General features: G+C 42.1%; 16 protein-coding genes and 1 pseudogene. 15 read left to right on the plus strand and 2 right to left on the minus strand.

The features are described 5' to 3' along the window. The first annotated feature begins 22 nt into the window (after positions 1 to 22). From EGC80_RS05255 to EGC80_RS05285, 7 genes are all read left to right on the plus strand, one after another. Positions 23 to 1039: a formate dehydrogenase subunit gamma gene (locus EGC80_RS05255; protein WP_124012956.1), complete on the plus strand. Its 1017-nt coding sequence runs from the start codon at positions 23 to 25 to the stop codon at positions 1037 to 1039. Between the two features lie 1014 nt (positions 1040 to 2053). Beyond that, positions 2054 to 2461: a VOC family protein gene (locus EGC80_RS05260; RefSeq protein WP_124012957.1), complete on the plus strand. Its 408-nt coding sequence runs from the start codon at positions 2054 to 2056 to the stop codon at positions 2459 to 2461. A gap of 8 nt (positions 2462 to 2469) precedes the next feature. After that, positions 2470 to 2676 (plus strand): hypothetical protein, encoded by a 207-nt coding sequence (locus EGC80_RS05265; protein WP_101033534.1) that lies wholly within the window; start codon positions 2470 to 2472, stop codon positions 2674 to 2676. Between the two features lie 446 nt (positions 2677 to 3122). Continuing rightward, positions 3123 to 4829 (plus strand): BCCT family transporter, encoded by a 1707-nt coding sequence (locus tag EGC80_RS05270; protein WP_124012958.1) that lies wholly within the window; start codon positions 3123 to 3125, stop codon positions 4827 to 4829. A 159-nt stretch (positions 4830 to 4988) separates the two neighbouring features. Beyond that, positions 4989 to 5327 (plus strand): TraR/DksA family transcriptional regulator, encoded by a 339-nt coding sequence (locus EGC80_RS05275; RefSeq protein ID WP_124012959.1) that lies wholly within the window; start codon positions 4989 to 4991, stop codon positions 5325 to 5327. 148 nt (positions 5328 to 5475) lie between these two features. Next, on the plus strand, positions 5476 to 5871 hold the full coding sequence (locus EGC80_RS05280) for a cupin domain-containing protein (protein ID WP_124012960.1): 396 nt from the start codon (positions 5476 to 5478) through the stop codon (positions 5869 to 5871). 103 nt (positions 5872 to 5974) lie between these two features. Beyond that, on the plus strand, positions 5975 to 6229 hold the full coding sequence (locus tag EGC80_RS05285) for a DUF5676 family membrane protein (RefSeq protein WP_101033544.1): 255 nt from the start codon (positions 5975 to 5977) through the stop codon (positions 6227 to 6229). Positions 6230 to 6341: 112 nt separating this feature from the next. On the opposite strand, the gene EGC80_RS22525 is transcribed toward EGC80_RS05285, so the two are convergent. Then, on the minus strand, positions 6342 to 6590 hold the full coding sequence (locus EGC80_RS22525; protein ID WP_206191845.1) for a hypothetical protein: 249 nt from the start codon (positions 6588 to 6590) through the stop codon (positions 6342 to 6344). 456 nt (positions 6591 to 7046) lie between these two features. Between EGC80_RS22525 and EGC80_RS05295 the strand changes: the two genes are divergently transcribed. From EGC80_RS05295 to EGC80_RS05320, 6 genes and pseudogenes are all read left to right on the plus strand, one after another. After that, positions 7047 to 7436 (plus strand): septal ring lytic transglycosylase RlpA family protein, encoded by a 390-nt coding sequence (locus EGC80_RS05295; RefSeq protein ID WP_124012961.1) that lies wholly within the window; start codon positions 7047 to 7049, stop codon positions 7434 to 7436. A 148-nt stretch (positions 7437 to 7584) separates the two neighbouring features. After that, a complete protein-coding gene (locus tag EGC80_RS05300) occupies positions 7585 to 8268 on the plus strand; it encodes a hypothetical protein (protein ID WP_124012962.1) in 684 nt (227 codons plus the stop codon). A 334-nt stretch (positions 8269 to 8602) separates the two neighbouring features. Then, positions 8603 to 8776 carry a hypothetical protein gene (locus EGC80_RS22640; protein WP_232772110.1) on the plus strand — a complete coding sequence of 58 codons (174 nt, stop codon included), beginning with the start codon at positions 8603 to 8605 and terminating at the stop codon, positions 8774 to 8776. A 618-nt stretch (positions 8777 to 9394) separates the two neighbouring features. Further along, on the plus strand, positions 9395 to 10105 hold the full coding sequence (locus EGC80_RS05310; RefSeq protein ID WP_101033551.1) for a hypothetical protein: 711 nt from the start codon (positions 9395 to 9397) through the stop codon (positions 10103 to 10105). Between the two features lie 95 nt (positions 10106 to 10200). Then, positions 10201 to 10302 (plus strand): annotated as a pseudogene (locus tag EGC80_RS22960) (DUF1643 domain-containing protein); the annotation flags it as partial. Between the two features lie 295 nt (positions 10303 to 10597). Further along, entirely contained in the window at positions 10598 to 11179 is a 582-nt protein-coding gene (locus EGC80_RS05320) for an antibiotic biosynthesis monooxygenase (protein WP_101033553.1), read from the plus strand. A 579-nt stretch (positions 11180 to 11758) separates the two neighbouring features. Here the strand turns inward: EGC80_RS05320 and EGC80_RS05325 are convergent. Then, a complete protein-coding gene (locus EGC80_RS05325; RefSeq protein WP_124012964.1) occupies positions 11759 to 12373 on the minus strand; it encodes a TetR/AcrR family transcriptional regulator in 615 nt (204 codons plus the stop codon). A 111-nt stretch (positions 12374 to 12484) separates the two neighbouring features. Between EGC80_RS05325 and EGC80_RS05330 the strand changes: the two genes are divergently transcribed. After that, positions 12485 to 13027, plus strand: coding sequence for a carboxymuconolactone decarboxylase family protein (locus tag EGC80_RS05330; RefSeq protein ID WP_101033557.1), 543 nt, complete (start codon positions 12485 to 12487; stop codon positions 13025 to 13027). 896 nt (positions 13028 to 13923) lie between these two features. Continuing rightward, the gene (locus EGC80_RS05335; RefSeq protein WP_124012965.1) at positions 13924 to 14340 is read left to right on the plus strand and encodes a GFA family protein; all 417 of its coding nucleotides are present in this window, start codon (positions 13924 to 13926) and stop codon (positions 14338 to 14340) included. Positions 14341 to 14400: the final 60 nt, after the last annotated feature.

Here is a 14400-nt window from a genome sequence, read left to right on the forward strand (position 1 = left end):
CGCAGTCATATAAGGAGTGACAATGTTAACTTTAACGTTAAACAAATCACTGCGCAGGATGTTTGCTCTGTTGGTTCTGTGTATGGGATTGGGATTGGTTATGTCGCCGGTGTATGCCGCCGATGAACAATCAAGTCAGCAACAAGCAAAGTCTAAAACCAGTGATGCAGATCTCTGGCGCGCAGTAAAAGCCGGCGAACCAGGATACAGTACAGACAAAGGTCTTGATGCTGATGTGCTGATTAATGTCGCGGGTAATGAAGGTAAGATATTACGAAATACTTACCTAAAACCCGCACTTGGTTTAGCCTTTATAGGGGTTTTTGCGGCCTTTTTAGTGTTTTACTTAGTCAATGGTCCATCAACACTGAGTAAAGGCTTTTCGGGTAAAATGGTACTTCGCTGGAGCAAAAGTGATCTTTGGTTACATTGGACGATGGCGATATCTTGCCTAATCATGATGCTAACTGGATTGGTCATTATGCTTGGGCGGCATGTCTTAGCCCCTTATGTCGGTGACGGCATTTGGGCGGGGGTCATCGCCTTTAGTAAGTTTTCCCATGATTGGTCTAGCCCCATTTTTATGGTGTCTTGGCTGTTGTGCATCATCAAGTGGATGCCACTACAAACCTTCAAAATGTATGACTTGAAATGGTTTTTATTGGTCGGTGGTTACATTAACTTTGGCCCATTTAAAGGCAAGCACCCAGACAGTGGGTTTGCCAATGCGGGTGAAAAAATGTGGTTCTGGACCTTAGCTATTTTCGGTCTTAGCATCAGTGCCACAGGGATAATCTTAGTATTTCCCCTGCTCGATTTACCACGTGAGCTGTCAATGCTCGCACTCCTTGTGCATGGCGTAAGCGCAGTAATTTTAATCGCGTTTACCATCGTGCATATTTGGATGGCGACCGTACTCAGTGAAGGTAGTATGGAGAATATGGTGTCAGGCTATTGCGACGAAAACTGGGCTTCGCAGCACCACAATATGTGGTACGACGAAATCAAAGCAGATGGTTCGTTAAAATACAAAGAGTAAAGCAGTCATACTGGTGTTAACACACTCGTATATTGCCGAAATAAAACACCTTGTTGGGTAACTAACAAGGTGTTTTTTTGTTTAGGTTCTTTCTAAGGGCGGATCAATAGCATTTTGGTGTTGCCCGCAATGTGAAACTGGGCGGTAGCCGTTTATGGGATTAATCTCGCTATTAAAAATAGTCGAGCGTGAAGCTGTTCTGAGGCTGTTGGGTTAAATGCGTAAAATTGAGTGGTGTGCCCTATGAAAAGGCGTGCTTAGTTAATACACAATTAGCTGAGACGACAGCACACATCATTACGCAGGGAAATTATGATGCAGTACAGTAACAGGACAATAGAAAGTGATGAAACAGCTCAAAGCCTAGCTTAAAAGATGTCATCAGAACAAACGATTAGCCGAGTTTTTGTACAAAAACTACCGACAAAAAAGCAAATTTCTATAGCATCTTACGCTAAGTAAGGCGTTACCGATTAATGTGGCTGTGGCATCGGCCAAATCCAATAAACAATGTATGCATCGCAAACAGCGCAACGCATAAATACTAGAACGTTAGGGTTCTAAGGGTGGGATCATTTGAGTGAATTTATTACCGCAATTTGGCCATTACTCTGTCTTTCGATGTTTCCTTTGGCTTTATAGTATTTGGTGGCGGCTAAACGTGTTTTAAATCTCTTGGAGTCTGCCCCTCCGAAGTTTGGCTTGAACGGGGAAACCTTCAACTTATCAAAAATAAACCCATCAGTAACTCTTATAAGTTTATGGTGTTTATACTAGAAGCAGATTACAGTTTGCTCAAGGATGAAAGCTATCGAGGAAAGGTCATTTACTCAGGCCTCTTTTAATTAGCGGGCGTTTGATCCTAGTTTTTGCATTTATAGCACCAATAGTCATTGGCCGACAATAAATATAACACGCTGCTAAATTCATATTCACTAAGGCTGTTATGCCGTTTGCTGAGCAAATCGCCCGCCAGCACTTGGTTCACTTATTAGCAGGGCGTTAGACCCTAAAATGAGAAATAAAATCATGAAGATAATGAGTCTTGATCATGTTGGTATTCGAGTAATGGAGTTTGATAGAGCGATCCGATTTTATGAAAAACTGGGGTTTTCGGTAACTAGGCAAGACTCGAAAGAGCATGTTGTGGTACTGAAACATGACAGTGGAGTAGAAATAAATCTCTTGGATAGCGGTAGCAATGATAATAATCAGAAGAACGTACTAATGGATGTTGAAAACAAATATCCTGGTTATACGCATTATGCATTAGAAGTTAACTCTGCTGTAAACGCGAAACAGTACCTAGAGTCTATTGGATTAGTCGTTACTGAAGGACCCGCTACCTTTGGTGATGGTAAAACATCTATTTTCATTCGCGATCCAGATAAAAATGTTATTGAATTGACACAACTTCCATAGGTACAACGATGGCAACTAAAAATAATGATGATAATCCCGTTGATAATAGCTTTGAGTACGCTATGTCGCAGCGAGGCAATCCGGTTGATGATCCACTTGCGGCCATTAAAACGATGCGTTTAGAGCAACTGGCGGTATGTCGCCTAAAAGCAGTAAAAGAAATGCAAGCTATGGGCGATAAAGCGACAAAGAGTAAAGTAAAAACCGATGACTAAGAAGCTGTAACTCACGTTGTACTATTACTTATAATATTGAGCTGTCAGTAAATAATAAACATTGGTCTAGTCTTTAGTTTACTTTATTTGCAGGAAAATGAGGATAACTATGGCTAGGTTTAGCTTGCTGATGGTGCTTAACACCTAACCATTCTATTTTATGTGCCTATTTAGCTTGATTGATATCAAGCTTATATTGCCGGGTTAAATCCGCTATTTCCTTCATTTTTCATCTTCCTCTCACTTCATAATGCTCAATCTGCTAAACAATATTCCCAATTTATCAACTGGAATAATCGAAGACTATCGTAATGAATGCTGAAAGAGACTATGTTGAATACTATAACAATGAATGGCTTAGTTTAATTTGTCGCTAATGTTACCGATTATAACAATGGATGGCTTAACTTAGCTGCTTGTGAATAGCCAGAAGGTTAAGGAGTAGTATGTGCAGTGGCGTAGGAAAGCTTAAGTGCTGGGTAAATCGACTGCTTGGGGATGTGGGGGTGGTTTTTTATCTATCAATATTTCTGATTGTTGCCTTTTTGACGGTTGCGGCTGTCGAACCTGATGAAACACAAAGGTTGGCACAGAAAGCATTGAATGCGACGACGAGCAATTTTGGTTGGTTGTATCTTCTGACCAGTAGCGGTTTTGTGCTCTTTACTTTGGGCTTGGCTTTTTCTCGGTTCGGCATTATTCGCCTTGGTCTTGATGATGAACCTCCTGAATTTAGTTTTAGCAGCTGGCTGGCGATGATCTTCTCCGGTGGAATGGGGGTTGGTTTGGTCTTTTGGGGGGTAGCAGAGCCGATACTTCATCTTAGTTCACCGCCTTTAGGAATAGGCGCGCCAGGCTCAGTAGAAGCTGCGCAGACGGGTATGCGTTATGCCTTTTTTCATTGGGGCCTGCATCAGTGGGCCAACTTTACGGTGGTGGGGCTGGCCATTGCCTATGTGAGGTTTCGTCACAACAGTCGTGGTTTAATTAGCGAAACTTTTCGGCCCTTGTTGGGAGACCGTGTCGATGGCGGTTGGGGAAATGCGATTGATATTTTGGCGGTGCTTTCTACTATTTTTGGTGTGGCAACGACGCTCGGGCTGGGGGCGTTACAGATTAATAGTGGTCTGTCTCGGCTCTCTGGTATGCCTTACGGAATCACTCCCCAGTTACTGATCATTGCCGGACTCGGCTCGTTGTTCATACTGTCAGCCATGACGCCATTAAATCGCGGCATACGTTACTTGAGTAATGCCAATATGGTGTTGGCTGCAGGTCTATTGCTGTTTGTTTTAATGCTTGGGCCTACGGCTTTTATCTTCAGTGAATTGACCCAAACTATGGGCGAATACGTGGGTAATATTATCCAGATGAGTTTGGTAACGACGCCGTATTCTAGTGCGCATTGGGTGCAAGAATGGACCATTTTTTATTGGGCTTGGGGCCTTAGTTGGGCACCTTTTGTCGGCAGCTTTATTGCCCGTATTTCTCAGGGACGCACTATTCGGGAGTTTGTTTTAGGCGTTATGATTGTGCCAGTGCTATTGAGTATGCTCTGGTTTTCTACCTTTGGCGGCTCCGCTATTTATTTTGAGCTGTTCGAAAACGCGGGTATCGCTGCGGCAGTGGCGCAGGAAGTGCCCGCAGGGCTCTATGCCATGCTAGATCAATTACCCGGTGGCTTTTATGCGGCGATTGTTGCGGTTCTTTTGGTGTCTATGTTTGTGGTGACATCTGCAGATTCGGCTACTTTCGTGTTGGGTATGTTTACGTCGAAAGGTGTTCTTAATCCTACCCGCTTTGTGCGTATTTTATGGGGTGTGTTGCAATTATTGATGGCGGGAGTGCTGCTGCTTAGTGGGGGGCTGCTGGGGTTGCGGACGATCTCTATTGTGACGGCTTTTCCTTTTATGCTGCTGATGGTGTTAATGGCTTATTCGCTTTATCGAGATTTGTCTTTGGAATGGCAGCGAAGGCAAAAAAATGACAACCTTTTGCATGAGCGGATTGAGTCGATGTTGTTACGAGAGTCCGAAAGAGAAGCCGCGCGACAGGCGGAAGAAAATGCTCACCCCTCGGCGCCAGAACCTACAGAAGACGCTGATGTTGGAGAAGCTGTAGAACATAAGGAAGGGGACAAAATTGGTAACTAGCTGCTTTGTTGGTCAATTATTTATTAGCTTTGATTTGCCAGTCTTGAATAAACACGTTAATCAACTGGATTAAACACCGCGGGTTATTTTTGCTACGCTCAAGTTTAGTCCACAATTTTTCGCCAGTTATTAATGCGATAGAACGGAGTGCATACGCAGATGGACGAAACGCAAATCAAAAATTTCAAACAGCAGTTGCTGCAACTGCGGTCTGAACTCATGAGCCTAAGCAGCACGTCTGACGACGCAGCAAAGGCCGTGGAACTGGATCAATCGGCCGTTGGTAGGCTAAGCCGAATGGATGCGATGCGTGCGCAAAGCATGGCGATTGAAGCAAAAGTGCGGCGTGAACATCAGATCTTAAGCATTGAGGGCGCGTTGCGCCGAATTGCCGCTGATGATTTTGGCTTTTGCCTCACCTGTGGGGAAGAGATAAACATCCGCAGACTAGAGGTGGACCCGTCTTACTCGCTATGCATCAAGTGTGCAGATAAATGATTGATAGAGCGACCTTTGATTGATAGATTTATCTTTAATACGTTAATCAACAGGACTTAAAACCGCGGACTATTTTCGTTACGATCACGTTTAGGCGACGACTTTTCGCCAGTTATTAAGCCATTATATAGCTACAAGGATCCCGTAAGTGTCTAAATCTATAGCAATCACAATTAAAGATGCGTTGTCGAAAGTTAAGTTTCTCAAAAATAGAACAGCTGAAACGACTGCCGATGAAGCAAAAGATGCTTTTACTTTGTTATCAGAATATAGAGATGGCGGAATATACGTGGCTCATTACTCAGGTTTTAGTGAGTGGGAAAGGCACCTTAATGGTGACGAATTCGTTCAGGTGTTAGGTGGTGAAACAACCTTGATTTTATTAAACCAACATCAACAACAGCGTAACGAATTATCATCGGGTCAAATGTTAGTCATTCCAAAGGGGATTTGGCATCGCTTTGAATCACCGGACGGAGTTAAGGTGATGACGATAACGCCACAACCAACAGAACATAGCACTGAGTGCCCAGTCGAGACATAACAAAAATTAAACAGGGACACTATATTCGTCAATTACATGTTGCTTCTACATAAAGCATTATGTTTTTTAACTCAATTTAACCCTAGCGATATTAAAGGAAGCTATGAGTATAAAACCCACAACAATGGCTATTTCAGCAGCAATTTCTTTTGCATTACTTTGGGTTATTTGTAGCGCCACTGTACATTTTTTTCCGGAACCTATGATGTTAATCTCGGGGCACATGGTGCATGCTAATTTATCGGATATGAATTGGACTCTAACGTGGTCTGGTTTCTTTATCGGTCTAATTGCTTGGTCGGGTGTTGCTGGCATAAGTGTATGGTTAGTAGCCGTTATCTATAATATGTTAAAATAAACATGATGTTAAAATAACCGTGATTTTCAAATAAACATGGACGCCTATTAGTGTTGGCGGATAGTAAAGCATTAGTCTGTTATTACCTTTCTTCAATGGTAACTGATACAGGTCAGTGCAAGACAAACGATAGTGGGTTTGGATAACTCGCCTTCTCCAGGCAGATGGAAAGTTGCCACAGCTGTTCAGGTGTTGTGGGTAAGCATTGTTGTGTGATATCGATAATATGACAACTGATAATGTGACAACTGACAATATGACAACTGACAATATGACAACTGACAATATGACAACTGACAATATGACAACTGACAATATGACAACGGATAATATGAGCATCGCCGCGATGGGGCTTATCCACGCATTCTTGAACTCGCGATTATCTTTGTGATTGACACCCGTGCGTATGCACTCTTGTTAATGAGCGGGGAGCCATCACTTGCCTGTTTCGCTTAATGTGAATGCTGATGAAAGAGGCTATGTTATTGATGATAACCATGGCTGGCTGTAGCTTTCATTCGGCCAAGAAACAGTGAATACCTAATGGCAGATTTATTGTCTCGTTGATAACATTAAAAAGTTAACACATAGCCTGAATTGACATAACGTCATGGTAATAGTTTGCCAAATTGCTCACCGATAACCCCACCGAAACCCTTTCTAGGATACCAAAATGGTGTTCAGCGTAATGATCAATGAAAATAGCGGTTTCATTTGAATCACTATTCAAAGTCAGTTAGTGTTTATGACATGATTAAATGACAACAAAACGAGTTATTCTTCAGGCTCGTTATGTGAACACACTAAAAGACAAAAAATGGTAGCCATTTCACGAAAAATTCAGTTTTTAACGTTTTCCTGTATTTTAGCAGGTTGTACTTCGATTCAGCCGAGTGCTGGTGACAACTGGATAGGCTTCACTGAGTCTGGACAAGCCTCATTCTATGCAGATAGATATCAAAACAGAAAAACAGCTAGCGGTGATCTATATAAGCACAATCAAAAAACAGCCGCGCATAGAGATTTACCCTTTGGTTCAAATGTAAAAGTTACCAATACCAATAATGGTAAAAGCGTTATCGTTAAAATCAATGATCGTGGTCCATTTGTTAAAGGACGCATCATTGATCTTTCAAAGTCTGCTTTCAGCAGTATTGGCAATATATCTAATGGTGTAATTAACGTTAAAATAGAAATAGCCCGGTAGCACATAGCGATTGCATTATATGGCTTGGTTTAGCCTTTATTAGTGGGGTTTTCATAACAAGCCATTGATATGTAAGGTTATTAATTCCGCGTTTGTAGCGCTTTAACTTAACCCGATTGAACTGATATTGAGAAGTGTTGCTAAAGATATGATAGAGATTGAATATTCTATTGGTGAATTAAAAACGTCGATGCTTGTTGTAGAAGAACATCGTTTTTACCTTATTGCTGAGGCTTGGATAAAGGCTGTAGATCTCAATGTGGGTGACAAAATAGTAGCCTGCAGTGATGCCGTAGCTGATATAGAAAGCATAAACAACGTTGAAGATTCACACTATTGTCGTGATTTAAAAATCAGTCACAATCATAATTATTTTGTAACCACAGCGCGCCCAGCGTTTCACGATACTCTCTGCGATCGCGCCCCAATAGACAAGCTTGAACTCATAGCCTACGAGCAGGCAAATAGGCCCTCTAATTTTCCTGATGGCAAGCCAACGGGTTACCACGGTGGTCCTTGGGTTGCGGCTAGATATTTACACAGCGATCCCAGCAAGGAAACTATAGGTTGGGGGTGTGCAAATGACAACATGTGTGCTGAAGATGTCGCGGTAAGTGATTTGAGGCAAAAATTGGGCGATGCTATTGGACTAGATCGACAGAATGTCGAGATTTCACATGCTTATTTGAGAAAATATACTAAAAAAGGCCGCTTCGTCAACAAAATGAGCCCTTGTGTTCATTGTCGTGATAATTACGGCAGCGCGCTAAATGACGAGACTGTAGGTGTGAGTAATTTAGCTAAAAACGGCCGTGGGTATTTACCCCCATAGGGAAATGACTTATAGCTAGAGGTATCCATTTTTATTGAAATGACTAGGCCTATCTAACCCATATCTCCCAGAGGGAGGTAATGGGTGACAATATCCCCGCGTCACAGTACTAAAATATATAGATCTAAGCGTCAACGCCGAATGTTGTCTGTTAGACGGAATTACTACGTGTTTCCACATCAATGAACCGACTCAATTTTACGATTGAGTGTCGTTTCTAAAACAGATCTCGCCTGGTGTCTATCATTGAGCCATTATGATAGTCGGTAACATCTCGAACAAAACATTAACGCATTGCCACAGCAAAGCATTGCCACCCAAGATGGTTAGCTTCATGTTTAGCGTCAAAGGCTACATTGTGCTGGTAGACGATACGGGCCGAATTATCTGTGAAGATAAAAGCTCAAGCAGCCAACCCATTCTAGATAGGCTCAACATCCCAGTAGAGAACAGGCTTAACATTATCATCGATTTGGGGCGTTTATTTAACGGTGCGGTTAGGGCTTGACGGCATTAACTGAGTACAGTGAGCATTTAGATCGAAAACGGCGCTTCAAATTGCCAACCTTGGCGGTGTGTTTTATCTATAATACCTGAAACCAGTAACCCTATTTCTATTTGATTGATATCAAGTATCTTCTGCTAAGTTGAATCAGCCGTATGACTTATATTTTTCTGTCTACACTCCATTTATTGATAACTCCAGTTCAATTTGTACGTTTAAATAATCGTAAAAGACTGTCGTAAAAAAAACTAGCGTAATAAATGTACAAAGAAGCAATGTTATTTCATTAGAAAAGATGGGCTTATATAAGTCGTTCCGATGGCGCCCTCGCTTGACACTTTACATAATTGGATGGGGCAATAATTTTTCAGAGCGTGTCGATGAACGCCTAGCGTATATCAGGAACAATATATCATCCAAGGTTTAGGATGAGTCTGTTGATGCGGTAGAGGACAAGCTAATTTATAACGATCGGATTGATGAAGCAGAAGGTGATGGCATAGTCTATTCTTTTTACGGGTTTGTCTTCTCGTCGGAATGATACGTTGAGATTACAGCGCCCTCACAGCCGGTGCCGTTGAGCATCGGCGTTAGGCTTACTAGAAAATGGAGATTTCTGTGATGAAAAAAATACCTAGTAGACAATTGTTATTTACTTTTATTGCTTCTATATCTGCATTAGTAGTGGTAGCGGAGATGAGCTTTATTTTTGACGTTGATATTCCTCTTATGACGCGAGATGTTGCCGCGATAGGTAACATCCATCCTCTTTCTGGGTTTCTTTCAAGTCTGGGCATTCTTCTGTGGTGCGCGGTCGTGTCAATATGCTTTTTTATGGCAAGGGTGCTTCGCCATAGCAACCAAAGAGAGATAGTTAATTTTTTATATTATTCAGCCCTATTGACGCTTTATTTGATGCTTGACGATTTATTCCAATTTCATGACTCATTAGTATCTCAGTATCTTGGATTGAATGAAAAGGTGGTCTACCTGATTCTGGGCGTTGCGGTATCGGCTTATCTACTCACTTTTAGATCGCTTATTTTGAAAACAAATTACTATTTTTTATTGTTGGCGTTAGTATTTCTTGGTTTTTCTGTTGTTATTGACGCTATTCTTCCGCCAGAGTTGTGGCGGCTTCTAGGTCATTGGGAATATTTTATCGAAGACGGTGCAAAATGGTTAGGAATTGTAGCTTGGTGTAGTTACTTCGTGAATACATCACATCAATTTCTGGAGAGTGAATTCAGCTCAACCGATCCATTCAAACGGATGCTAGTACCTAGCGCCGCTGATGGCGAACTTGGGGTTAATCAAAGTCTTTTGCAATGATAATTAGCTTAAATCCATCAACAGTAAATGAAGTTGAACACCATCCTACCATTACATGTGGTATCCATTTTGCGAAGCCATAGGGCTATAGTGGTGTTTGGATGACAAATTTATTTGCATATCGTGCTACAGAGCCAAGTGAGATCAACATACAAGGTGATCCCATTGGTGCAGGCAACGATAGCTGTCTCAATTAGCTAAGATGGCGGTGTTGTTGTCTTATGGGGCAATGAAGACGGTTACTTAAATTGTGCTTATGCCGTTAAAGGTATGCCGGCAAACTTCATCTTCTGAAGATGAATTAATCTAGCGGGTCTGCACAGGCATTTTATTTAAAAGCGGATTTAAACGTTGATTTAAAAACTGCACTAATGGACGTTCAACAAGTCAATTAATTGAAGTAAAAACCGCGGGCTATTGTGCTTCACTTCATTTTAGCCCACAATTTTTCGCCAGTTATTAGGTGTTGAGCAATATTAGGCCACAGATATTATGAATACAGATACAGCTTCTGAGAGCGCCAGCGATCTAGAAGGGGCGACAGTTGTCATTACCCATAGAGTGCGTGAGTGCAAGCACGCTGAATACGAAAATTGGTTTAATGAAATTGCGCCCCTTTGCAAAGCCTCGCCAGGCCATCTGGACTGGCACATCGTCCGTCCGATTTCTGGACTAACCGGAACATACACGATCATTATCCGATTCGACACACGATCACATTTGCAGCAATGGATGGAGTCGCCGACTCGCTCTCGTTTGATCGAAAAGGTTAAGCCGCTATTAGCTACTGGCGACGACTTCTTTATAAGTAGTGGACTGGATTTCTGGTTTACCCCAGAAAGGGCCAAAGCTAAAGTACCCGTGCGCTGGAAGCAGTACATAGTGACATGGTCCGCTATCTACCCTTTAGTGCTGGGTGTTCCGATAGTTATTGCACCAGTGTTGCGACTCTTGCACGTTCCCGATAATCATTTTATAACGACGCTTGCCGTAACAGGGACCGTGGTTTTTCTTATGGTCTATTGGGTCATGCCTCGTTACACACGACTTATCCAGCGATGGTTATTCCGTTGAGACACTCTATGGCCCAACCGCGGGCTCATATAGTCTGAAGCGGAGCGGGCACTATTAAGTGTTAGATATGCACCTTGAAAATCGAAAATACATTATCGGTAATGAAGTGAGCATCGCAGATCTCTCTGCCTAGGGGGATTGATAAAGCAAAGGCGGTACTTGGCGATGATGGGTTAGCGCCTTACCCAAATCTTCAGCATTAGTTTGGTGGTGCGAACAGTCGTGTTACGGGAGACAAAAGCGCGCAATATTGGTCAAGACCTTGAGTTTAAATATGATTTTGACTCTGTTGCACAAAGCTCTCTTTATCGGTAACATTTTTCTAAAGCGTCGTTTTAAGGATCAATGCAAAGGCTTTGAGGTAAGGTTAACAACCGCTGTCCGCTTCATTCAGTTAAGCCACCCATGGTTTTTTTGTCAGCCACAGGTTTTCGAATTGCCAGACTTGCTTCATGATGGCAGCCCAATTACCGCCTGTTGCTTATTGCTTAGATGAGATAGCGTTTAGCCCTGCCATACTCAAGTTAAAATTTATTACTTAACATCAGACATTAAAACGATAGCATTTATCTGCCATTTTTATTCAAAAAATTGAGCCGGGGAAATTGATAGGTTTTTCATCACGGTAAACATTTGATTGATCATCGGTTGAGCTAATGGCTCAACGCCAGGCCGGTTAACGTAGCCGCGTAATCCGGTAAAATGAACCTGAAAAAAGCGCGCGTACTCTATTGCCGACAACTTATCGCTTAGCTCATTATGCTCAATGGCTTGCTCAAAAATAGCCGTAAGATAGCCTTCAAATTTAGCGGCTAAATCTACACTCAGTTCATATAAATGGCTGTCTTTATCGGCAAATTCACTGTTTGCTTTTACTAGCATGCAAATGGCACTTGGGCTGCAAGCTTTGGTTTTAATCAGCACATTTTCTACAAATGCGTGCAACCCACCGACTATAGAATCGGAAGTCGATAAAAAGCCTTCTATTTGGTTTTTCATATCTAGGGTGTAGTCTTTAAGCGACTCACAATATAGCCCTTCTTTAGAGCCAAATGCAGAATAAATACTGCCAGGACGCATGTTAATGGCGTCTTGTAAATCGCGCGTAGAAGTAGCATGAAAACCTTTTTCCCAAAACAGTTGGCTAGCTAGGCGAATGACATTCTCGCGCTCAAATTTAACCTTGTTTACCATGTTAATTCCAATCAATTTGAACAATTGCTCAATTTTAACTTGAGCAGTCGCTCAAAATCAAATAGTATTGTTGTCACGTTACTTATATTTATATTTTTATTGGAGCCAAACATGGCAGAATTTACGTTATACACAGCCGAGACCGCACCAGAAGAAGCAAAACCTTTACTCGCCGATTCGGTAGCCGCATTTGGTATGTTACCTAACCTACATGCAATAATGGCTGAAGCACCGACCTTACTTAAAGGTTACCAAGTACTGCATGAGCTGTTTCAAAAAACATCATTCAATGCACAAGAGCTAACCGTGGTATGGCAATCAATTAATGTTGAGCATAACTGCCACTACTGCGTCCCCGCTCATAGTGGCATTGCAGCGGCAATGAAAGTAGATCAAGACATTGTTGATGCATTAGTTAACAAAACCCCACTTGCTAACCCTAAGCTTGAGGTTTTACGTGAAACAACACTGGCAATGACGCGCGAGCGCGGTGTGATAAGCGATGAGCAAATAGAAACATTCTTTGCGGCAGGTTATGGTAAACAACAACTTTTAGAAATTATTGTTGGCTTATCTCAAAAAGTAATGAGCAACTACACTAATCACTTGGCAGATACGCCGGTTGATGAAGCCTTTAAAAAATACGTAAAATAATGAGATTTTTTAAATAACGAAAGGCAGCCTAGGCTGCCTTTTTAGTATTCGCACTATTCCCCAGGATGCCGAAGATAGCTTATTGCCGTGACGAGGCGCCTAGTGAGTTACCGAATTGCCATGGGGGCGCAACAAGGCAAGAACGTATTTACGCGACCAATAAACTGAGCCATATACGGACGCTCTCGGTGAGTCTAGCAACAGTTTTTGGCCTTTATCTTTTATTCAACCGTTCAGTCTTGTCATTGCTTTTGATACGAATCATGTCCCGCTAAAAACGCTTGTACTGTGCTGATGTTTATAATCGATACGGGCTTAACAGTCTAGCGGCCCCTAATGAAATCCGATCCACTACGCCTAAAAATGTGCAACACCCTTGCGATGCAGATCAGCCTCTGCCAACTCACTTCTAGCCTACGCCTCATATGATGTTTATCAGCTCGCACTCTTTAAACATTTATTGTGCTAGCGGCCTCAATCCGTTATCGCGGTCAAGCCCTTCCCATTGGCTAATCGTTAACGCTTAATAACGATAAGTTAGCTTAACGATGATCTTGCTGCAGAGGACTTTTAACTCATCAGTTGATGCCCATGGTGGGCGTACATCAGTCAAAGCACGCATTTTTTATTCCCCAAAAGCCGGCCAGCGTCAGCAAGTTGGTGTTTAAAGTGCGAGAAGGTGATGAAGAGGCGAGCATTTACAGATAGAACTTTCAAGTCTAAGGTTACAAATCTCTACATTCTTGAAGCCATCTCTAAATTGTTGAAGAAATCCAGAATATCGATTGATGTAGACTATGATTCGATATCCAATAACTCGTTATGCAGCACTTGTCAGTGATATGGATGCTTATTACTCGGACATTGACAATGATTAATTACCCAGGAGAATGACGATGTCAGATGTAAAAAACAGCAGTGGAAGTTGCCTTTGTGGCACCGTTAAATTTGCCGCTCAAAGTGGCAATAGCGTGGGTGTTTGCCATTGCAGCATGTGCCGCAAATGGAATGGAGGACCACAAATGGCTGTTTACTGTGGTGATAGTGTCTCGTTCGAAAATGAACAGAGTATTTCAGTCTATAAGTCGTCTGAATGGGCGGAACGTGGGTTTTGCAAAAATTGCGGTAGCCATTTATTTTATCGATTGCAGGGTAATCAGCATATGATCCTAGCGGGTGCTTTCAATAATAATGAATATTTTATTGTTGAGAATCAATATTTTATAGACGATAAGCCTTCGTTTTATCGGTTCGAAAATGAAACGGTAAACCTGACTGGTGCCGAAACTGCAGAAAAAATGGGACTGAGTTAATAGACCGGTCGTCTCGAGAGGTTGTTTCGAAAGTAAGGCAAGCGTATAGGAAGCATAATT

The sequence above is a fragment of the Shewanella psychromarinicola genome, from assembly GCF_003855155.1.
Taxonomy (GTDB): Bacteria; Pseudomonadota; Gammaproteobacteria; order Enterobacterales; family Shewanellaceae; genus Shewanella; species Shewanella psychromarinicola.